The sequence below is a fragment of the Frateuria sp. GZRR33 genome (assembly GCF_051900425.1).
In the GTDB taxonomy this organism is placed as follows: domain Bacteria; phylum Pseudomonadota; class Gammaproteobacteria; order Xanthomonadales; family Rhodanobacteraceae; genus Frateuria_A.
The window spans coordinates 20258-40032 of the sequence record NZ_JBHZGK010000003.1 but is presented as its reverse complement, the minus strand read 5'-3'; the positions used below and the strand labels follow the sequence as shown (position 1 = coordinate 40032).

General features: G+C 71.2%; 19 protein-coding genes and 1 pseudogene. 12 read left to right on the top strand and 8 right to left on the bottom strand.

Annotation, left to right across the window (positions count from 1 at the left end; all coding sequences use genetic code 11):
- Nucleotides 1-232: 232 nt before the first annotated feature.
- Together ACFWZU_RS04445 and thrC are read left to right on the top strand one after the other, a co-directional pair.
- Nucleotides 233-1162, top strand: a complete 930-nt coding sequence (locus ACFWZU_RS04445; protein ID WP_439700211.1) for a homoserine kinase — start codon at nt 233-235, stop codon at nt 1160-1162.
- Nucleotides 1159-2466 (top strand): threonine synthase, encoded by a 1308-nt coding sequence (gene thrC / locus ACFWZU_RS04440; RefSeq protein WP_439700210.1) that lies wholly within the window; start codon nt 1159-1161, stop codon nt 2464-2466. Before ACFWZU_RS04445 ends, thrC begins: the two co-directional genes overlap by 4 nt.
- Before the next feature lie 141 nt (nt 2467-2607).
- On the opposite strand, the gene ACFWZU_RS04435 is transcribed toward thrC, so the two are convergent.
- Nucleotides 2608-3714, bottom strand: a complete 1107-nt coding sequence (locus ACFWZU_RS04435) for a diguanylate cyclase (RefSeq protein WP_439700209.1) — start codon at nt 3712-3714, stop codon at nt 2608-2610.
- 199 nt (nt 3715-3913) lie between these two features.
- On the opposite strand from ACFWZU_RS04435, the gene ACFWZU_RS04430 reads away from it, so the two are divergent.
- Together ACFWZU_RS04430 and ubiA are read left to right on the top strand one after the other, a co-directional pair.
- Complete coding sequence (locus ACFWZU_RS04430; protein WP_439700208.1) at nt 3914-4084, top strand: hypothetical protein; 171 nt, start codon at nt 3914-3916, stop codon at nt 4082-4084.
- A gap of 245 nt (nt 4085-4329) precedes the next feature.
- Nucleotides 4330-5223 carry a 4-hydroxybenzoate octaprenyltransferase gene (gene ubiA, locus ACFWZU_RS04425; RefSeq protein WP_439700484.1) on the top strand — a complete coding sequence of 298 codons (894 nt, stop codon included), beginning with the start codon at nt 4330-4332 and terminating at the stop codon, nt 5221-5223.
- A gap of 90 nt (nt 5224-5313) precedes the next feature.
- On the opposite strand, the gene ACFWZU_RS04420 is transcribed toward ubiA, so the two are convergent.
- Together ACFWZU_RS04420 and ACFWZU_RS04415 are read right to left on the bottom strand one after the other, a co-directional pair.
- Nucleotides 5314-6030, bottom strand: coding sequence for a ComF family protein (locus ACFWZU_RS04420; protein ID WP_439700207.1), 717 nt, complete (start codon nt 6028-6030; stop codon nt 5314-5316).
- 16 nt (nt 6031-6046) lie between these two features.
- Complete coding sequence (locus tag ACFWZU_RS04415; protein WP_439700206.1) at nt 6047-6253, bottom strand: hypothetical protein; 207 nt, start codon at nt 6251-6253, stop codon at nt 6047-6049.
- Nucleotides 6254-6392: 139 nt separating this feature from the next.
- Here ACFWZU_RS04415 and bioB point away from each other — a divergent pair, with 139 nt between their 5' ends.
- From bioB to bioC, 5 genes and pseudogenes are all read left to right on the top strand, one after another.
- On the top strand, nt 6393-7394 hold the full coding sequence (gene bioB / locus ACFWZU_RS04410) for a biotin synthase BioB (protein WP_439700205.1): 1002 nt from the start codon (nt 6393-6395) through the stop codon (nt 7392-7394).
- Nucleotides 7395-7402: 8 nt separating this feature from the next.
- Complete coding sequence (gene bioF / locus ACFWZU_RS04405; protein WP_439700204.1) at nt 7403-8590, top strand: 8-amino-7-oxononanoate synthase; 1188 nt, start codon at nt 7403-7405, stop codon at nt 8588-8590.
- Between the two features lie 26 nt (nt 8591-8616).
- Nucleotides 8617-9330, top strand: a pseudogene (locus tag ACFWZU_RS04400) (sulfurtransferase); the annotation flags it as partial.
- Nucleotides 9331-9379: 49 nt separating this feature from the next.
- Complete coding sequence (gene bioH / locus ACFWZU_RS04395; RefSeq protein WP_439700203.1) at nt 9380-10153, top strand: pimeloyl-ACP methyl ester esterase BioH; 774 nt, start codon at nt 9380-9382, stop codon at nt 10151-10153.
- Nucleotides 10150-11028, top strand: a complete 879-nt coding sequence (bioC, locus tag ACFWZU_RS04390; RefSeq protein ID WP_439700202.1) for a malonyl-ACP O-methyltransferase BioC — start codon at nt 10150-10152, stop codon at nt 11026-11028. The genes bioH and bioC overlap by 4 nt, the downstream gene beginning before the upstream one ends.
- A 253-nt stretch (nt 11029-11281) precedes the next feature.
- On the opposite strand, the gene ACFWZU_RS04385 is transcribed toward bioC, so the two are convergent.
- Nucleotides 11282-12409 (bottom strand): acyltransferase family protein, encoded by a 1128-nt coding sequence (locus ACFWZU_RS04385; protein WP_439700201.1) that lies wholly within the window; start codon nt 12407-12409, stop codon nt 11282-11284.
- Nucleotides 12410-12598: 189 nt separating this feature from the next.
- Here ACFWZU_RS04385 and ACFWZU_RS04380 point away from each other — a divergent pair, with 189 nt between their 5' ends.
- Both ACFWZU_RS04380 and treF read left to right on the top strand, forming a co-directional pair.
- Nucleotides 12599-13366, top strand: a complete 768-nt coding sequence (locus ACFWZU_RS04380; RefSeq protein WP_439700200.1) for an SDR family NAD(P)-dependent oxidoreductase — start codon at nt 12599-12601, stop codon at nt 13364-13366.
- Entirely contained in the window at nt 13363-14949 is a 1587-nt protein-coding gene (gene treF / locus ACFWZU_RS04375; protein ID WP_439700199.1) for an alpha,alpha-trehalase TreF, read from the top strand. Before ACFWZU_RS04380 ends, treF begins: the two co-directional genes overlap by 4 nt.
- 116 nt (nt 14950-15065) lie before the next feature.
- On the opposite strand, the gene ACFWZU_RS04370 is transcribed toward treF, so the two are convergent.
- On the bottom strand, nt 15066-15941 hold the full coding sequence (locus ACFWZU_RS04370; protein WP_439700198.1) for a DUF72 domain-containing protein: 876 nt from the start codon (nt 15939-15941) through the stop codon (nt 15066-15068).
- Nucleotides 15942-16205: 264 nt separating this feature from the next.
- On the bottom strand, nt 16206-16760 hold the full coding sequence (locus ACFWZU_RS04365; protein WP_439700197.1) for a DNA-3-methyladenine glycosylase I: 555 nt from the start codon (nt 16758-16760) through the stop codon (nt 16206-16208).
- 80 nt (nt 16761-16840) lie between these two features.
- Here ACFWZU_RS04365 and ACFWZU_RS04360 point away from each other — a divergent pair, with 80 nt between their 5' ends.
- Nucleotides 16841-17737: a DMT family transporter gene (locus tag ACFWZU_RS04360; RefSeq protein ID WP_439700196.1), complete on the top strand. Its 897-nt coding sequence runs from the start codon at nt 16841-16843 to the stop codon at nt 17735-17737.
- Nucleotides 17738-17805: 68 nt separating this feature from the next.
- Here the strand turns inward: ACFWZU_RS04360 and ACFWZU_RS04355 are convergent, their stop codons facing one another.
- Both ACFWZU_RS04355 and ACFWZU_RS04350 read right to left on the bottom strand, forming a co-directional pair.
- Nucleotides 17806-18753 carry a pyridoxal-phosphate dependent enzyme gene (locus ACFWZU_RS04355; RefSeq protein WP_439700195.1) on the bottom strand — a complete coding sequence of 316 codons (948 nt, stop codon included), beginning with the start codon at nt 18751-18753 and terminating at the stop codon, nt 17806-17808.
- Nucleotides 18750-19745, bottom strand: coding sequence for an aldose 1-epimerase (locus tag ACFWZU_RS04350; protein ID WP_439700194.1), 996 nt, complete (start codon nt 19743-19745; stop codon nt 18750-18752). Before ACFWZU_RS04350 ends, ACFWZU_RS04355 begins: the two co-directional genes overlap by 4 nt.
- Nucleotides 19746-19775 lie beyond the last annotated feature (30 nt).

The following is a 19775-nucleotide window of genomic DNA, read 5'->3' as shown; positions in this document are numbered from 1 at the left end:
CCTCCGTGAGACGGGGGGAAGGATTTCCTTACTGCGCGGCACCCAATCGACCCTTCCTCCGCGAACGCGGGGGAAGGTGCCCGAAAGGGCGGATGGGGCGCTCCTCGGCCCCGACAGAGGCGGCCACCCCCTCTCGCGCCCGCGCTGCGACAATGGCGAATCGTGCAAAGCCCCCCTGCACCCGGCTTCCCGCCAGGCGCACAGGCCAGAACCTTCGAACCGGGAACCGCCCATGTCATCCGTCCGCACAGCCAGCGCCTTTGCCCCCGCCTGCGTGGGCAATGTCGGCGTGGGCTTCGACATCCTCGGCCACACCCTGGCCGGCGCCGGCGATCGTGCGCAGGTGACGCGCATCGACGCACCGGTGGTGCGCATCGCGCGCATCGAGGGCGTGGTCCGCGACCTGCCGACGGAAGCCGGGCGCAACACCGCCGGCGCCGCGTTGATTGCGTTGCGTGACGCGCTGCGGCTCGAGCACGGCTTTGAACTGACCTTGCACAAGGGCATCGCGCTGGGCTCGGGCATGGCCGGCTCGGCCGCCTCCTGCGTGGCCGCGCTGGTCGCCGCCAACGCGCTGCTGGACGAACCGCTGCCGCGCGAGGCGCTGTACGGCTTCGCGATGGACGGCGAGGCGGTGGCCAGCGGCGGCCGTCACGGCGACAACGTCGGCCCCCAGTTACTGGGCGGGCTGGTGCTCGCCACCGCCACCCGGCTGGTACGCATCCCGGTGCCGGCGGCCTGGCATTGCGCGCTGGTGCACCCGCACTGCGTGCTGGAAACACGCCGCGCGCGTGCGGCGCTGGCCGGCAGTTATGCGCTCGATGAGTTCGTCGCGCAGAGCGCCAACCTGGCGCAGGTGATCGCCGGCTGTTGGCAGGGCGACGCGACGCTGGTGCGCGAAGGCCTGCGGGACGTGCTGGTCGAGCCGCGCCGCGCGCCACTGGTACCCAACTTCGCCCGCGTGCAGCAGGCCGCGCTCGACCATGGCGCGCTCGGCGCCAGCATCTCCGGCGCCGGGCCGAGCGTGTTCGGCTGGTTCGAGGACGCGGGCACGGCGCAGGCCGCGGCCAACGCGATGCGTGCGGCGTTCGCCGAGGCGGGGCTGGGCAGCGACGTGCTGGTCGGCCCCATCGACGGCCCCGGCGCGCAGCTGCTCGCATGAGCGTGCGGCGCTACCTGAGCACGCGCGATCAGGCGCCCGCGGTGTCGCTGGACGAGGCGATCGCCGCCGGCCTGGCGCCGGACGGCGGGCTGTATGTACCCGAGCGCCTGCCCCGCGTGGATCTGTCTGCGTTCGACCCGGATGGCGACCTCGCCGCGACCGCGGCCACACTGCTCGGGCCTTTCTTCGAGGACGGCGTGCTGGTCCAGGCGCTGCCGGCGATCTGCGCCGAGGCATTCGCGTTCGACGCTCCGCTGCGCCCGCTCGCGCGGCCGGATGCCTCGGTGCTGGAGCTGTTCCACGGCCCCACCGCGGCCTTCAAGGATTTCGGCGCGCGCTTCCTCGCCGCCTGCCTGCGCCGCCTGCGCACCACCGATGCGCCGCCGCTGACCATCCTGGTCGCGACCTCCGGCGATACCGGCGCTGCGGTCGGCGCTGCGTTCCACCGGCAGCCCGGCGTGCGCGTGGCGATCCTCTATCCCGACGGCCGCGTCTCGCCGCGCCAGGCGCACCAGCTCGGCAGCTTTGGCGACAACGTGCACGCATTGCGCGTGGCAGGCAGCTTCGACGACTGCCAGCGCATGGTGAAGGCGGCGCTCAACGACACGGCGCTGCAGCGCGAGATGCCGCTCAGTTCCGCCAACAGCATCAGCCTGGGCCGCCTGCTGCCGCAGATGGGCTACTACGCGCATGCGGCCCTGGGCTGGTGGCGCCGCCATGGCGCGCCTCTGGATTTCATCATCCCCACCGGCAACCTCGGCAATGTCCTGGCCTGCCTCTGGGCGCGCGGCATGGGCCTGCCGATCGGCGACATCCGCCTGGCCTGCAACGCCAACCGCACGCTGCCGGAGTTCTTCGCCGGTGCCGACTACCGCCCGCGCGACGCCATCGCCACGCTGGCCAATGCCATGGACGTGGGCGCACCGAGCAACTTCGAACGGCTGCGCTGGACATTCGATGGCGACGACGACGCCCTGCGTCGCACCCTGCGCGCGACCAGCGTCGACGACGCAACGATCCGCGCCGCCCTGCTGCGCCACGCCCGCGACCACGGCGAAGTGGTCTGCCCGCACACCGCCACCGCGCTGGCGGTGCTCGACCAGGCGCCGCGGCGCGACGGGCGCGCCTGGGCAGTGGTCGCCACCGCGCATCCGGCCAAGTTCGAATCGGTGCTCGAACCGCTGCTCGGCCAGCCCGTCCCGATGCCACCCGCGCTGGCCAGCATGCTCGATCGTCCGGAGCACTCCGCGCCGATGCCGGCCGACGACTCCGCGTTCGGACAATGGCTTCGGGCGCTGCGCTGAGCGCCCTCCGCGATGCCGGGAACGGCGGAATGGTTACGCCGGACCGGCCCGTGTGAGGGACGGCATCCGGCGGAGCGGGCTATTTACCTCGCCACACGCGGCACGGCGGAAATCCTCCCGCTTGAGGGGAGCGGACGCTGCTCAGAAAAGATCGATGCTGCCGGTGCTCACCACCTCGGAAGCCAGCGCGCCGCGACCGACCAGTTCCTCGTAGCCGTGGGTCCGGTTGCGGCCGTTTTCCTTGGCGTAGTACAGCGCCTTGTCGGCGCGGTCGATCACCGTTTCGGGGTAATCGCCGGCCGCAGCCAGCGCGTAGCCGACGCTGACGGTGACGTGGCCGACCTGCGGGAACAGGTAGTTGGCCACCCGCTCACGGAAGCGCTCCAGCGCGTGGCGGGCTTGTGCCTCGTCGTGGCCGGCCAGCAGGATCACGAACTCCTCGCCGCCGAAGCGGAACAGCACATCGCCCTGGCGGAAGCTGGCGCGCATCTGCTGTGCCAGCAGCAGGATCACCTCGTCACCGTAGATGTGGCCGTAGGTGTCGTTGATGCGCTTGAAATGGTCGATATCGAAGATCGCCAGCCACACGCCTGCCGGCGCGCGGCTGGCGCGGCGCTCGTCGGTGGCACGGGCCGCGGCTGGACAGTGGAACAGCCGCTGCAGGTGGCGCTCGAAGGTGCGCCGGTTGTACAGGCCGGTGAGCTTGTCGCGCTCGCTCTCGTTGAGCAGGGTGATGTAGTTGGCGTAGATCCGCGCGAAGCCCTCGGCGAGGGCATGGGCGCCGTCCAGCGGCGTATCGGATTCCAGCTGCAGCGCGCCCAGCGCGCGTCCCTCGTGCACGATCGGCACGTACAGGCGATGCTCGTCCGCCTGCGTCCAGGCGTGGCTCTGCTGCTGGTCCATGCAGCGCCATACCGGCTCCAGCGCGGGATCGTCGGCGGCCGGTTCGCTGGCGCACAGCGCGAACACGCCCTGCGCGTCGGCGGCGCATCGCACCAGGCTTTCCAGCCGGCGGCCGTCGGCTGCCCGCTTGCACAGCACCACGGCGCGCGCCGGTGCCAGCTCGGCCAGCGACAGCGCAAGGCTGTGGTCCAGTGCGTCGATGTCGCGGTGGTGGGTGAACGCGGCGACCGAGGCGAGCAGGCGCGCCTGCGCCGGCGCCATCGGGCTTCGCGGCACCGGTGCCAGGGCGGCCAGCGCCCGCGCCGAGGCGGCTTCCTGCGCAACGATGTCGTATGCCACGGACATGCCCGGCCTCCTGCGAAAAGGCTCTTGCCCTACGGCCGCCGCTCGTGCGGTGACCTTCGCCTGACATATCGGCCGGGGCGGAGCGTGCTTGAACGGCCTGCACCGCCCGACGCGGGAACTGTGCCGCAGCGCGCCTTTTGCACGCGCTTGACGGGGCCTGCGCGAGGCTGGCACGCATCCGACCGAACGGAGCGATGCCATGCCGAACAATCCCCAGCACCCGGAGCCGCCGATCGCCCAGCCGGGCAAACTGCGGCCCGACGAGGAGATCCGCAACCCTGGCCACGCCAGCCCCGCGCGGGACGCCGATTCCGATCCGCTGGGCAGCCCGCTGGAGGAGAACGATCCGCTGCAGCCGCCGCTGCCCTGAGTTGAGCGCCCTCTTTCGCAGGGCGTAGAGCGACCCGGGCCAAGCGCCCAGCGGCGGAGACCCGGCCCGAACAGCGCCGTGCGGCCCGGATGCCGCGCGGCGTGCCGGGCTAAACTCCACGCATGGCCCCTCCTCCCCGCAAGCGCCAGCGCCGCACGCCGCCGACCACGGCGCGACCGCGCCACCCCGCACCCGCACCTGCCCGCCCGACCCGACCGGCCGACAGCTCGACCCGCGCCACGCGCGTGCTCGACCTGCTGCTGCGCCGGCTGCCGCCGCACTGGCGCGAAAAGGCGGCGGACTACCTCGTGCTCACCCGCATGGATCGGCCGATCGGCGCGCTGCTGCTGCTGTGGCCGACCTGGTGGGCGCTGTGGCTGGCTGCCGGCGACTTCCCGCCGTGGGGCGCGCTGGTGATCTTCACCCTGGGCGTATTCGCGATGCGCTCGGCCGGGTGCGCGATCAACGATTTCGCCGACCGCAAGCTCGACCCGCAGGTGGCGCGCACCGCCGGGCGGCCGATCGCCAGCGGCCGGGTCAGCCCGCGCGAGGCGCTGATCGTGTTCGGCGCGTTGCTCGCGCTCGCCTTCGTGCTGGTGCTGTTCACCAACGCGCTGACCATCAAGCTCTCCTTCGCCGGCGCGGCGCTGGCGGCGATCTACCCGTTCACCAAGCGCTGGACCTACCTGCCGCAGGTGGTGCTCGGCGCGGCGTTCGGCTGGTCGATCCCGATGGCGTTCGCCGCGGTGACCAACACCGTGCCGCCGCTGGGCTGGCTGCTGTTTCTGGGCAACATCCTGTGGTCGGTGATCTACGACACCGAATACGCGATGGTCGATCGCGACGACGACCTCAAGGTCGGCGCCAAGTCCACCGCGATCCTGTTCGGCGATGCCGACGTGCCGATCCTGGGGATGCTGATCGGCACGTTCCTGCTGGCGATGCTGTTCGTCGGCCAGCGTGCGCAGCTGCCGTGGCCGTACTGGCTCGGCCTGCTCGCCGCCGCCGGGCTGTTCGGCTACCAGCTGTGGCTGATCCGCAGCCGCGCGCGCGACGCCTGCCTGGCCGCGTTCCGCCACAACAACTGGGTCGGCCTGACGCTGTGGATCGGCATCGTGCTGGGCCTGGCGGTGAAGTGACCCTCCCGTAGGGTGGGCTTCAGCCCACCGCCACGGTGCGGAACGGTGTGCTAAAGCCCACCCTACGTCGATGCGGCGCTGGTGGAGGGTTCACCGCCCGCGAGCCGAGGGCGCCCGTGCCAATGCCCACACATCCACCCGCGCCGCACCCGCCCGCCTGAGCACCCGTGCGCACTCGGCCAGCGTCGCGCCGGTGGTCATCACGTCATCCAGCAACGCCACATGGGCCGGCAACGCCGGTCCTTCGCGCAGCGCGAATGCCCCGCGCACGTTGCGCCGGCGCGCCGCCGCATCCAGCTCGGTCTGCGCGTCGGTCTCACGCACGCGCAGCAGCCCGTCGTGGCGCACCGGCACGCCGAGTGCACGACCGAGCGGCCGCGCCAGCTCCAGCGCCTGGTTGTAGCCACGCTGGCGCAGGCGCGAGCGATGCAGCGGCACCGGCAGGATCAGCCCGGGCCGCGCCACCGGCGGCGCCGCGCACTGCCACAGCCGCGCCAGCGTGCGCCCGGCGGCCAGGTCGCGACCGAACTTGTAGCGCGCCTCAAGCCGGTCCAGCGGCCAGCCGTAGCGAAACGGCGCCCAGGCGGCGTCCCACGGCGGCGGCTTGCGCTGGCACCGGCCGCAGGTCGCCGCCGCACGGGGCAAGGGCAGCGCACACCGCGCGCAGCAACTGGTGTTGCGGGGCAGCTCCGCGGCGCAGGCCTGGCACAGGTCCAACCCGTCGCCGCCGGCATCGCCGCACAGCAGGCAGCGCCATGGCAGCAGCCAGGCATGCAGGCGGGAGAGCGGGTGGGCAAGCGCGTCCATGCGCATCGGCGGGATGTCAGTTCCCGGGCTTGTACAGCGCCGCGTCGAGGATCGACCACAGGTGGATGATCCAGCCCATCCAGACGATCCACAGTGCGGCGGCGAGCACGAACATGATGATCGCCTTGAGCAACCGCCCCTGCACCAGTTGCCCCAGGCCGGGAATGAAGAAACTGCACACCGCCGCGATGACGTTGCCGGTGCTGCCCTGACCTGCGCTCATCTGGTTGCTCCGTGGTGGGGACCTCGATGGTAGCGGACCGGCGCGGGCGCCGTGGCGTCAACCCGCTGCATGTCAGATTGGTTGACAGACGCAAGACCCGTTCCCACACTGCCGCGTCCCCACGCGGAGTCGCCATCCCATGTCCCCTGCCCCGATCCGCCACGACTGGACGCGCGCGGAAGTCGCCGCGCTGTTCGCGCTGCCGTTCAACGACCTGCTGCACCGCGCGCACACGGTGCACCGCGAGCACCACGATCCGAACGCGGTGCAGGTGTCGACCCTGCTCTCGATCAAGACCGGCGGCTGCCCGGAGGATTGCGCCTACTGCCCGCAGGCACAGCGCTACCAGACCGGCGTGAAGGCGGAAAAGCTGATGAGCGTCGATGCCGTGCTCGAGCGCGCCCGGGCCGCGCGCGACGCCGGCGCCAGCCGTTTCTGCATGGGCGCCGCCTGGCGCAGCCCGAAGGACCGCGACGTCGCCAAGGTCGCCGAGATCGTCACCGCGGTAAAGGCGCTGGGCCTGGAAACCTGCGCCACGCTGGGCATGCTGAGCGGCGAGCAGGCCGGCACGCTGAAGCAGGCGGGCCTGGACTACTACAACCACAACCTCGACAGCGCGCCGGAGTTCTACGGCCAGATCATCCACACCCGCGAATACCAGGATCGCCTGGACACGCTCGAACACGTGCGCTGCGCGGGCCTGAAGACCTGCTGCGGCGGCATCGTCGGCATGGGTGAATCGCGCGAGCAGCGCGCCGGCCTGCTGCAGACGCTGGCCAACCTGCCCGAGCACCCGCAGTCGGTGCCGATCAACCAGCTGGTGCAGGTCGAGGGCACGCCGCTGCACGGCACCGAGGCGCTGGATCCGTTCGAGTTCGTGCGCACCGTTGCGGTGGCACGCATCCTGATGCCCGCCTCGATGGTGCGCCTTTCCGCCGGCCGCCAGCAGATGGACGAGGCGGTGCAGGCGCTGTGCTTCCACGCCGGCGCCAACTCGATCTTCTACGGCGAGAAACTGCTCACCACCGGCAACCCCGACGTCGCCGCCGACCGCGCACTGTTCGCGCGGCTGGACCTGCATCCGCTGGACGTGGTGGAACACTCGGGCACGGTGCACGCCGACATCCTCGAATCCGCCTGACCGCCGCCATGCGCGCGGACCTTCTGCAGCGGCTGGCCGTCCGGACATCCGAACGCGCACAGGCGGACCTGCTGCGCCGCGCCCGCGCCATCGACCACGCCCAGGGTCCCTGGCTGGAGATCGGCGAGCGCCGCCTGCTCGCCTTCTGCTCCAACGACTACCTGGGCCTGGCCCAGCACCCGCAGCTGATCGCCGCGTTCATGCGCGTGGCCGGCGACGAAGGCGTGGGCAGCACCGCCGCGCACCTGGTCTGCGGCCACCGCCGCGAGCACGCGATGCTGGAGGACGCGCTGGCCGACTGGACCGGCCGCGAGCGTGCACTGCTGTTTTCCACCGGCTACATGGCCAACCTGGGCGTGCTGCAGGCGCTGCTCGGTCGCGGCGACCTGTGCGTGCAGGACAAGCTCAACCACGCCTGCCTGCTCGATGGCGCCACGCTCGCCGGCGCCACGCTGCGCCGCTATCCGCACGGCGATGCCGCGGCCGCCGCCCGCCAGTTGGCCGGCATGCCCGACGCCGCCGCGCTGCTCGCGACCGACGGCGTCTTCAGCATGGACGGCGACCGCGCGCCGCTGCGCGAGCTTTCCGCATGGTGCCGGCGCGAAGGCGCCACGCTGATGGTCGACGATGCGCACGGCCTGGGCGTGCTCGGGCCGGAGGGCGCCGGCAGCGTCGCCGACGCGGGACTGGGCCCGCGCGACGTGCCGGTGCTGATGGCCACGCTGGGCAAGGCGCTCGGTACCCACGGCGCCTTCGTCGCCGGCTCCGCCGCGCTGATCGAAGGGCTGACCCAGTTCGCCCGCACCCATGTCTACACCACGGCCATGCCACCGGCCGTGGCCGCCGCGACGCTCGCGGCGGTGCAACTGGCGCGCAGCGAACACTGGGGGCGCGAAAGGCTCGCCGCGCTGATCACCCGCTTCCGCGCCGGCGCGGCGCAGCTGGGCCTGCCGCTCGCCGCCTCGGACACGCCGATCCAGCCCTTGCTGCTGGGCGATGCCGCCGACGCACTCGCGGCAGCGCACGCGCTGGAGGCACAGGGCCTGCTGGTGACCGCGATCCGCCCGCCCACGGTGCCGGCCGGCCAGGCGCGCCTGCGCATCACGCTGAGCGCAGCGCACGAGGACGAGCACGTCGACCGCCTGCTCGACGCGCTGGCGACCCTGCCGCGGGGCAAAGACGGCGCGTCGGTATAATCGGCGGCTCGCCGTATCCCATTCCCATGATCGTCAACGTCGCCGCCTACCGCTTCGTCCCGCTCGCGGACCTCCCCGCGCTGCGCGCATCCCTGCACGCCCGCGCCGCCGCGCTGGCGCTCAGGGGCACCATCCTGCTCGCGCCCGAGGGCATCAACCTGTTCCTGGCCGGTACCCGCGAGGCGATCGACGCCTACCTCGGCTGGCTGCGCGAAGACGTGCGCTTCGCCGACCTGCCAGTGAAGGAATCGCTGTCGACGGAGGTTCCGTTCGGGCGCCTGCGGGTGCGGCTCAAGCGCGAGATCATCACCCTGCGCGCGCCGGTCGCGCCCCACCAGGGCCGGGCGCCTGCCGTCGGGGCGGCCACGCTCAAGCGCTGGCTCGACCAGGGCCATGACGATGCCGGTCGCGAGGTGCTGTTGCTGGATACGCGCAACGACTACGAGACCGACGTGGGGCGCTTCGCCGGTGCGGTCGACTATCGACTGGCCAGTTTCACCGCCTTGCCCGAGGCGGTGCTCGCCGACCGCGAGCGCTACCTGGGCAAGACGATCGTTTCCTACTGCACCGGCGGCATCCGCTGCGAGAAGGCGGCGCTGCACCTGGCCGGGCTGGGACTGGGCGAGGTGTGGCAGCTGGAGGGCGGCATCCTCAAATACCTCGAAGAAACCGACGGCAGCCACTGGGAAGGCGATTGCTTCGTGTTCGATGGGCGAGGGGCGGTGGATCGCACCTTGCGACCGACCAAGCCCCCTCTCCCCGGAGGGGAGAGGGAGCGGAACGCGCCGCGTGACCCTGCATATCGACAATCTGGGCCACGGCCCGCAGCCGCTGGTCCTCCTCCACGGCTGGGCCATGCACGGCGGCGTGTTCGCGCCACTGGTCGAGGCCTTGGCCGCGCAGTGCACGCTCTACGTGGTCGACCTCCCCGGCCACGGCCACTCGCGCGCCTGCGGCCTGCCACTGGACCCACACGCGATCGCCGGCGCCATCGCCGCCGCCACGCCCCCGGCTCCCTGGCTGGGCTGGTCGCTGGGCGGCCTGGTCGCACTCACGGCGGCGCTCGACATGCCGACACAGGTACGCGGCCTGGCGATGCTCTGCGCGACGCCCAGGTTCGTGCGCGGCGCCGGCTGGCCGCACGGCAGCGACGCCGCCCTGGTGCACCAGCTCGCGCTTGACCTGGAAACCGACTACCACGCCACGCTCGAGCGTTTCCTCGCGCTGGAGGCGATGGGCAGCAACGACCCCAAGGCCGAGCTGCGCCGCCTGCGCGCGGAAGCCTTCGAGCGCGGCGAACCGGAACTGCGCGTGCTGCAGGAAGGCATCGGCCTGCTCGAAGGCAGCGACCTGCGCGCACGCGTGCCGCAACTGGCCGTGCCCAGCACGTGGATCGCCGGCCGCCGCGACCGGCTGGTGCCTCCGGCCGCCATGGCCTGGTCGGCCGAGCGCTGCGGCGGCCGTTTCGTGGAGATCCCCGGCGCCGGCCACGCGCCCTTCATCGGCCACGCCGATGCCGTGGCCGAGGCACTGCAACCCCTGTTCGCGGACATCCCGGCATGAGCACGTTCCATCTCGACCGCGCCCGCGTGCGCCGCAACTTCGCGCGCGCCGCGGCCACCTACGAGCAGCACGACGTGCTGCAGCGCGAAGTGCAGGCCGATCTGCTTGGCCGTCTGGACTTCTATCTGCAGACGCCCGAACGCGTGCTGGACGTCGGCGCCGGCACCGGCCGCGGCAGCGCGCTGCTGAAGAAGCGCTACCCGAAGGCGCAGGTGATTGCGGTCGACCTGGCGCAGCCCATGCTGCACGCGGCGCGCAAGCACCAGGCGCTGCTGCGCCCGTTCCAGCGCGTCTGCGCCGAGGCCACCGCGCTGCCGCTGCCCGACCGCAGCGTCGACGTGTTGCACTCGAACCTGTGCTTCCAGTGGATCGACGACCTGCCCGCGCTGTTCGGCGAGTGCGTGCGCGTGCTCAAGCCCGGCGGCCTGCTCGCCTTCTCCAGCTTCGGCCCCGATACGCTGAAGGAACTGCGCGCCGCCTGGGCGGCGGTCGACGAGCACTCGCACGTCAGCCGCTTCCTCGACATGCACGACGTGGGCGACGCGATGATCAACGCAGGCCTGCGCGACCCGGTGCTGGACGTGAACCGCTACACGCTCACCTACAGCGAGCCGCGCGCGCTGCTGAAGGAGCTCAAGGGCCTGGGCGCGACCCATGCCGACCGCGCGCGCGAGCGAAACCTCACCGGCAAGAGCCACTACCGCGGCATGCTCGCCGCCTACGAGGCGATGCGCGTGGACGGCCGCATCCCGGCCACCTGGGAAGTGGTCACCGCGCACGCCTGGGGCCCGCCGCCCGGCCAGGCACGCCGCACCCCCGAAGGCGAGATCGCCACCTTCTCGCTGTCCAGCCTGCGCGGCTCGCGCCGGCGCTGACGCTCAGCTCCCCCTGTGGGAGCGTACCTGTGCGCGACCGCGGGCATCCCGGTCGCGCACAGGTGCGCTCCTACAACAAGCCAGGCAGCCTCGGGTGTGTCTGCGGTGATGCGGCGGGCGCCTTCCCAGCCGCTCGCGCCAACGCAAGGAACGGATGCTTCACCACGCAATAGGGCGCCACGCCCCCTGTAGGAGCGCACCTGTGCGCGACCGTGAACCTCCCGATCGCGCACGGGTGCGCTCCTACAACAAGCTAGGCAGCCTCGGGCATGTCTGCAGTAATGCGCGGCCGGCGCCCATCCAGCCACTCGCGCCAACGCAGGAACGGCCGCTCCACCGCGTAGTACAGCGCCGCACCGGCCGCCAGCACGCCAACCGCGTACAGCGCGAACGCGCTCAGCCCATGCAGTTGCCACGGACCCACCCACCACGTCGCCACCGCATGCAGCGCCAGCTTGTGGCTGAGGTACAGGCTGTAGGAAACCCGCGCCAGCCAACCCGCCCCCGGCACCGCCCAGCCCGCGGGCAGCGCGGTGGCCGCGCCCACGCACAAAGCCAGCGCGAGCGACAGCAGCGGATAGCCCACTACCGAGGGCCAGAACCCCAGCCGCTCGCGGAACAGGCACCACGCCAGCGCGAACAGGCCCAGCCCCGCCATGAGCACCACCCCCGCATGCCGCTGCAGGTGCATCCAGGCTTGAGGCCGGCCCACGCGCAGTGCCGCCAGCGCCACGCCGGCGAGCAGGCCGTCTAGCCGCGCCCAGGTCGGGTAGTAGATGCCCTCGACGAAGCGCAGGCCGAACGCCGGCCCTGGCTGCCCGATCACCGGCCCCATCGCGTGCAGCCACACGTAGCCGCGCACGGCCATGCCGATGGCGGCCACGCCCAGTCCCACCGCCAGTGCCTTGCCCAGCGATGGCCGTCGCACCAGCCACCAGGCCAGCCACGGGAACAGCAGGTAGAAGTGCTCCTCTACGCACAACGACCAGGCGTGCGAGAACGCCTTGTCGTGTTCGTAGTCGATCAGCAGGTTGAGCGTGAAGCTCAGGAACTGCCACGCCGGCGCCAGACCCGGCGCCTCGCGCAGCGCCGGCCAGGCCAGATACACCGCGAGCACCGCCACGAAGGCCGGCAGGATGCGGAATGCGCGGCGCCGGTAGAACGCCGGCCACGCCAACGCCTCCCCGCGCGCCAGCGACGCCAGCAGCGGGTAGCCGATCAGGTAGCCGGAGAGGACGAAGAACAAGTCCACGCCCATCCAGCCGTCGTTGCCCAGCCAGGCGAAACGATCGCCCAGCCCGCCGACCACGTAGGAGTGAAACAGCATGACCCACACGATCGCCCAGGCACGCAGCAGGTCCAGGCCGGGAAGGCGGTGCATCGCAACATCCTTTTCGTATGCAGTGGAAACGCGCAGTCTGGCCGATGCACCGGTGTCCGGTCGGGCAGATTCGTGGCGGGACGCAGGCACTCCGATGACCGCCCATAGCCTTGGCACGCCATCGCTGGCGCCGTCTTCACCCGCGGAGTCCTAGGCTGGGCGACCTCATCCACTTCCGAAGGAGCCGTGATGGGGCTGCAAGGCAAGGTCGCGCTGGTCACCGGCGCGGCGCAAGGCATTGGCCGCGCGATCGCGCTGCGGCTGGCGCAGGAAGGCGCGTCGGTGGTGATCGAGGACCGCGTCGCCAACGACCGCGCCCGCGAGACCCTCGCGCAGGTGCAGGCCACCGGTGCACGCGCCTGCCTGATCGAGGGCGACGTCGCCCAGGTCGAGGCCGTCCGACAGGTGATGACCGAGGCGGTGGCGCAGATGGGCCGGGTCGACATCCTGGTCAACAACGCGGGCGTGGAGCGGCGCGCCGGGTTCCTCGACGTCACCGAGGCCGATTACGACCTGGTGCTGGACGTCAACCTCAAGGGCGTGTTCTTCCTCACCCAGGCGTTCGCGCGCCACGTACGCGATCGCGGCGACGGCGGGCGCATCGTCAACATCAGCTCGGTGCACGAGGAACTGCCGTTCCCGCACTTCGCCAGCTACTGCGCCAGCAAGGGCGGCGTGAAGATGCTGATGCGCGACCTGTCGGTCGAGCTTGCCCCGCTGGGCATCACCATCAACAACATCGCGCCCGGCGCGATCAAGACACCGATCAACGCGCACCTCATGAGCGACCCGGCGCTGATGGCCGCGCTCAAGCGCAACATCCCGCTGCAACGACTTGGCTCGCCCGAGGAGGTGGCCGGCGCGGTGGCCTTCCTGTGCGGCGATGACGCCAGCTACATGACCGGCAGCACGCTGTTCATCGACGGCGGACTGTTGTGGAACTACTCCGAGCAATGACCGACCAGACCAAGCGCCAGAACGAGGAGAGGGCGGCCAGCGTCCCCAAGGCGGACACCCTCACGCCGGCGGACCGCTACCAGGAGCTGTTCATCGCGGTGCAGATGGGCTGCGTGTTCACCGACAGCAAGACCTTCGTCGACTGCGTGCCGCGCGGCGACCCGGAGGACATCCTGGAGGAGTACCGCGAGCAATGCGACGAGGACGGCTTCGACCTGGCCGGCTTCGTGCACGCGAACTTCGACCCGCCCCAGGTGCACACCAGCCACTACAAGTCGCCGCCGGGGCAACCGCTCAAGGCACACATCGACAGCCTGTGGGACGTGCTCACCCGCCACCCGCGCCAGCATCCGCCGAACTCGTCGATCCTGCCGCTGCCCAACGATTACGTGGTGCCCGGCGGGCGCTTCGCCGAGCTGTACTACTGGGACTCCTACTTCACCATGCTGGGCCTGGCCGAGAGCGGCCGGCACGACCTGCTGGCATCGATGGCGAACAACTTCGCCTACCTGATCGATACCTACGGCCACGTGCCCAACGGCAACCGCACCTATTACCTCAGCCGCTCGCAGCCCCCCGTGTTCGCACTGATGGTGGAGCTGTTCGAGTCGAAGGGCGTGTGCAAGGCGATCGAATACCTGCCGCGCCTGCGCAAGGAGTACAACTTCTGGATGGCCGGCGCCGAGGAGATGCGCCCGGGCGACGCGCGCCGGCACTGCGTGTGCCTGGACGACGGCAGCATCCTCAACCGCTACTGGGACGACCGCGACACGCCGCGCGAGGAGTCCTACCGCGAGGACGTACTCACCGCGCGCAAGTCCCATCGACCGGCGCACCAGGTGTACCGCGAGCTGCGCGCGGGCGCGGCCTCCGGCTGGGATTTCAGCTCGCGCTGGTGCGACGGCTCGGAGCTGTCGACCATCCGCACCACCTCGATCCTGCCGGTGGACCTCAACTGCTTCCTGTACAAGCTGGAGCGGCAGATCTGCCTGCTCAACCACGCGGTGGGTCAGCGCAAGCAGGCGGAGAAGTTCCAGCAGCGCGCCGAACTGCGCAAGCAGGGCATCGAGCGATTGCTGTGGAACGAGCAGGCCGGCGCCTTTCTCGACTACGACTTCGAGCGCGACGCGCCGCGCGAGGCACTCAACAGCGCCACCGCCGCGCCGCTGTTCATCGGCCTGGCCAGCCATGAACAGGCCCATCGCACCGCGCACGCACTGCGTGACCGGCTGTTGCGCGAGGGCGGCCTGGGCACCAGCGAGCACGACAGCGGGCAGCAGTGGGACCAGCCCAACGGCTGGGCACCACTGCAGTGGATGGCGATCCGCGGCATGCGCAACTACGACATCGATGCCGACGACATCGCCTGCCGCTGGCTGCGCACCGTGGGCACGCTCTACAAGAAGGAGAGCAAGCTGGTGGAGAAATACGTGGTCACCCACGACGGCGAGGACGCCGAGGGTGGCGGGGGCGGCGAGTACCCGCTGCAGGACGGCTTCGGCTGGACCAACGGGGTGACGCGGCGGTTGCTGCACGAGGATCCGGGCAACGAGGCGAACCAGGCCAAGGCCGCGAGCAAGTGAGCTGCTTGCGGCGAAACCCACCCCAATCCAGACCGTCCCCTTGAAAGGGAGGGGCCAAGGCACGCGTCGCGATTGGCTCCCTCCCTTTCAACGGGAGGGCCGGGTCTCCCCTCCCCTCACTCCGCCAGCCCCAGCTTCCGCATCAATGCCTGCGCGTCGAACGGTGCGTGCACCTTGGCGTCGTTGTCGAAGTAGCAGTACACGTCGCGGCTGGCGCGCTTGGGCGGCGGCCGCGGGCTGGCGCGCACGGCATCCTCCGGCTCGCCACCCTGCGACCAGGCACGGATGCGCGCCGCCCAGCGTTCCAGCGCCTGGTCGCTGTAGCCGCTGGTGTAGAGCTTCTCGTCGCCGTGCAGGCGCAGGTACATGAAGTCGGCTGTGACGTCTTCCAGGTAGGGCCAGCGCCCGGCGGTATCAGCCACCACCAGCGCGACCTTGTGCCGGCGCAGCAGCGCGATGAACGCCTCGCAGATGAAACTCTCGTGGCGGATCTCCAGCGCGTGGCGCAGGCGACGCTTGCGGTCGGGGCTGACGCTCGCGCCGTGCTTCAGGCGGTGGTCGTGCCGGCGTGCGAGTGCGGCGGCCTGGAGCGTGTCGCGGGGCAGCGCGCCAAGGAAATGGTCGAACAACGCCTCATCGAAACGCTGGGTCGGCGGGCACTGCCACAGGATCGGGCCCAGCTTCGCGCCCAGTTCGAACAGGCCCGATGCGAGGAAGTTGGCGAGCGGCCCGTCGAAGTCGCGCAGCCGCTTGATGTGCGTGATGAAGCGCGGTCCCTTCACCGCGAACACGAAGCCGCGCGGCGTGTCCGCGCTCCAGCACGCGTAGCTGGAGGGCCGCTGCAGGCTGTAGAACGAGCCGTTGAGCTCGACGCTGCCGACCTGACGCGAGGCGTACTCGAGTTCGGCCCGCTGCGGCAGGTCCTTCGGATAGAACACGCCGCGCCAGGGCGCATAGCGCCAGCCGGAAATGCCGATGCGCAGTGTGGCCACGCTCCATCCTGTCCGCGGAAACCGCCCTCCATGCAAGCGTCCGCCGGGTGATGCACCGGTGAATCGCTGCCTTCCGGTGCCCCAGGCGCCACTGACGCAAGCGCGCTTGGCGTCGCCGAACGCGCGCCCATCCGCCTGTCGGCATCGTCCCCCGGGTTGGCAAGGGAAAGGCTCGACAGCGCGGCACTACGCTTTCGATCCTTCCCCGTTCGCGGGGGAAGGGGCCCGAAGGGCGGATGGGGGAAGCCTTGCGAAAGTGCCCGTTCAGACCTGGCGATGGCGAAAGCAGCCGACCAGGTGGTCGTTGACCATGCCGGTGGCCTGCATCAGCGCGTAGCAGATGGTGCTGCCGACGAAGCGGAAGCCGTCCTTCTTCAACCCCTTGCTCATGCGGTCGGACGCCGGCGTCGTGGCGGGCACCTCGGCGCTGGTCTTCCAGCGGTTGCGCCGCGGCTCGGCGTCGACGAACGACCACAGATAGGCGTCCAGGCTGCCGTGCGCCTCGATGGCCTTCAACGCGGCACGGGCGTTGTCGCGCGTGGCGGTGACCTTCAGGCGATTGCGGATGATGCCCGGATCGGTGAGCGCCTTTTCCAGCTCGCGATCGGTCATGCGCGCCACGCGCGCGATGTCGAAGCCGTGGAATACCGCGCGGTAGCGCTCGCGCCTGGCCAACACGGTGCGCCACGAGAGCCCTGCCTGCGCGCCTTCCAGGGAGAGGAACTCGAACAGCTGGCGGTCATCGTGCAGCGGCACGCCCCACTCGGTGTCGTGGTAGGCGCATAGCACGTCGTCGGTGGCCCAGGCGCAGCGGTGCATGGAAATCCCCTGATGGCAGCAAGGCCAATGTAGCGCAGCGCGCGGCGTACACTGGCGCACTTTCCCGCGCGTTCCTTGCCATGTCGACAACCTCCCCGCAGCGCAGCGCGCTGGGCGCCCTCGCCGGCACCATCCTGATCTGGGCCTACAGCTGGGTGGTGATGAAGCAGGCGCTGAACTGGGCGGGGCCGTTCGACTTCGCCGCGTTGCGTTACCTGCTTGGCGCGGTGGTGCTGTTCGCCGCATTGGCCGTGAGCCGGCAGTCGCTGCGTCCCCCGCCGCTGCTGTCCACCGTGCTGATCGGCCTGTGCCAGACCGCCGCGTTCCAGGGACTGGAGCAGTGGGCGCTGGTCGGCGGCGGCGCCGGGCACGTGGCATTGCTGGCCTACAGCATGCCGTTCTGGTCGGTGCTGCTGGCCTGGCCGCTGCTGGGCGAGACGCCCTCGGCGCGGCATTGGCTGGGCCTGGCGCTCGCCGCTGCCGGACTGCTGTGCATCCTCGAACCCTGGCAGGGCCTGGGCAGCCCGCTGAGCACGGCGCTGGCGCTCGCCGGCGGCGCCGCGTGGGCGGCCGGAACGGTACTCAGCAAACGGCTGTTCCAGCGCCACGCGGTGTCGGCCCTGTCGTTGACCAGCTGGCAGATGCTGGTCGGCGCATTGGCTCTGGGACTGGTTGCGCTACTGGTGCCCTCGCGGCCGATCGCCTGGAACTGGGCCTTCGCCGGCGCGCTGGTCTACAGCGCGGTGATGGCCTCCAGCGTGGCCTGGGGGCTGTGGCTGGTGGTGCTCAAGCGCCTGCCGACCACGGTCGCGAGCCTGTCCAGCCTCGGCGTGCCGGTGGTCAGCGTGCTGCTGGCCTGGCTGATCCTCGACGAGCGGCCCGATGCGATGGAATGGCTGGGGATCGCGCTGGTGCTGGCGGGGTTGGGGGCCGTGGTGGGCGTGCGCCTGGGCAAGCGCGAAAGAACGCTGGTGTAGGAGCGCACCTGTGCGCGACCGCGGTCTCCCGGCGACGGCGGGTCGCACACAGGTGCGCTCCTGCACAGTCACCACGGCAGCGCGTCCAGATCGACGTTACCGCCGGTGAGCACGACGCCGACGCGGCGGCCGGCGAAGCGCTCGCGAGCTTTGAGCACCGCGGCGAAGGCGGTTGCGCTGGAGACTTCCACCACTTGCTTGAGCTCCTGCCACAGCGGCCGCATGGCCGCGACGCTCTCCTCGTCGGTCACCGTGACGATAGCGATCCGGTGCTGGCGCAACGCCTCGAGGTTAGGCTCGCCGACCAGTGCACGCAGGCCATCGCAGACGGTCTGCGGTACCACGTCGGTGACACGTTCGCCGCGGGCAAGCGAACGCGCGGCGTCATCCGCACCCGCCGGTTCGCCGGCATGAAGGGCGAGCTCCGGGCGCAGCGCATGCGCGGCGATCGCCACGCCCGAGGCCAGTCCGCCGCCGCCGACCGGCGTGACGATCGCATCGAGACCGGCCACCTGCGCCAGCAGCTCCAGCGCGATGGTGCCCTGCCCGGCCATCACCTGCGTGTCGGCATACGGATGCACCAGTACCGCGCCGGTGTCCCGTACGAGTTGCGCAGTGGTCGCCTCGCGCGCGGCCTGGGTCGGGGCGCAGCGGTGCAGTACGGCGCCGGCGCGTTCGATCGCCTCGAGCTTGGCGCGCACGGCGCCCTCGGGCACCACCACGTGCGCGCGGATACCACGGGTCGCCGCCGCCAGCGCCAGCGCATTGCCGTGGTTGCCGGAGGAATGCGTGACCACGCCGCGCGCGGCGGCCGCCTCGTCCAGCGCCCACACCGCGTTGCAGGCGCCGCGGAACTTGAAGGCACCGCCACGCTGCAGGTTCTCGCACTTGAAGTGCAGCTGCGCGCCGGCCAGCGCGTCGAGCGCGTCGCTGCGCAGTACCGGCGTGACCCGCGCATGCGGCGCGATGCGGGCGGCGGCGTCCTGGATCTGGGCGAACGTGGGCAAGGCAGTCATGGCGTATCGATCTCCACGCCGCAGCGGAACGTGCGCGCGGCACCGGGTTCAAGTCGGATGGCCTGGGCGCAGTCGGGCCGGTTGAAGGCGTCGGGCAGGCTTTCCATCGGTTCGAGTGCGAGCGAGCGGCGCGCACCGCGTTCGAGCGTGTCGCCGGTGTAGGCGAGCAGCACGCCGCGCTCCTGCCATACCGCGATGCCCAGGCCGCTGGCCGGATCACGCAGCCGCGTGCGCACGCGGCCATCGGCATCGGCCTGCAGGTCGGCGTAGGTGTGGTTGAGTTCAAGCGCACCGACGGCGCGCGGCTGGCGGAAGTCGAGTGCCGGGGCCTGCGCCAGTGGCTGGTAGGCGGCCTCGCCCGCCAGCGGAATATGGTCCGCGTCGGTGCGGATCACGCAGGCGGCGGGAATGGTGAGTTCCCATGAAGGCAGCGCGTCGCCGCCCAGGCGGAAGTAGGGATGCCAGCCGGCGAAGGCCGGTGCCACGCGGTTGCCCACGTTGCGCAGCGTCGCCTCCAGCGTGAGCCCCTCGGCCGCCAGCGCGTAACGCACGGCGAGGTCGAGTGCGAACGGATAGCCGGCTTGCGGCGGAATGTGCGTAGCCAGCAGCACGCTGGCCGCATGCTCGTCCGCATCGAGTGCGCCCACGATGAACCCGGCATCACGCACGAAGCCATGGCGGCTGGCGCGCGCGGCGCCGGTCGCGCCAGGCATGAGGTCGTACCCGGTGCCCTCGAAGCGGTAGCGCGCGTCGGCCACGCGGTTGGCGAAGGGCGCCAGCACCGCGAAACGCGAGCCGGGACGGGCCGTCACTTCCGCGGCATCGCGATACCCGTCGGCCAGCTCCACGCGCGCGCCGCCGACCGCCGCCTCGATGCCCAGCACGCAGGCACCGTGCCGCGCAATGCGCACGCGGCGACCACGCGCACTGTCGTTCAATACCACGACCGGCTGCGTGCCCAGCCACTCGATGGCGACGTCGAAAGCACCCATGTCCCGTCCGGTCGCGAAAGCGTCGCATGT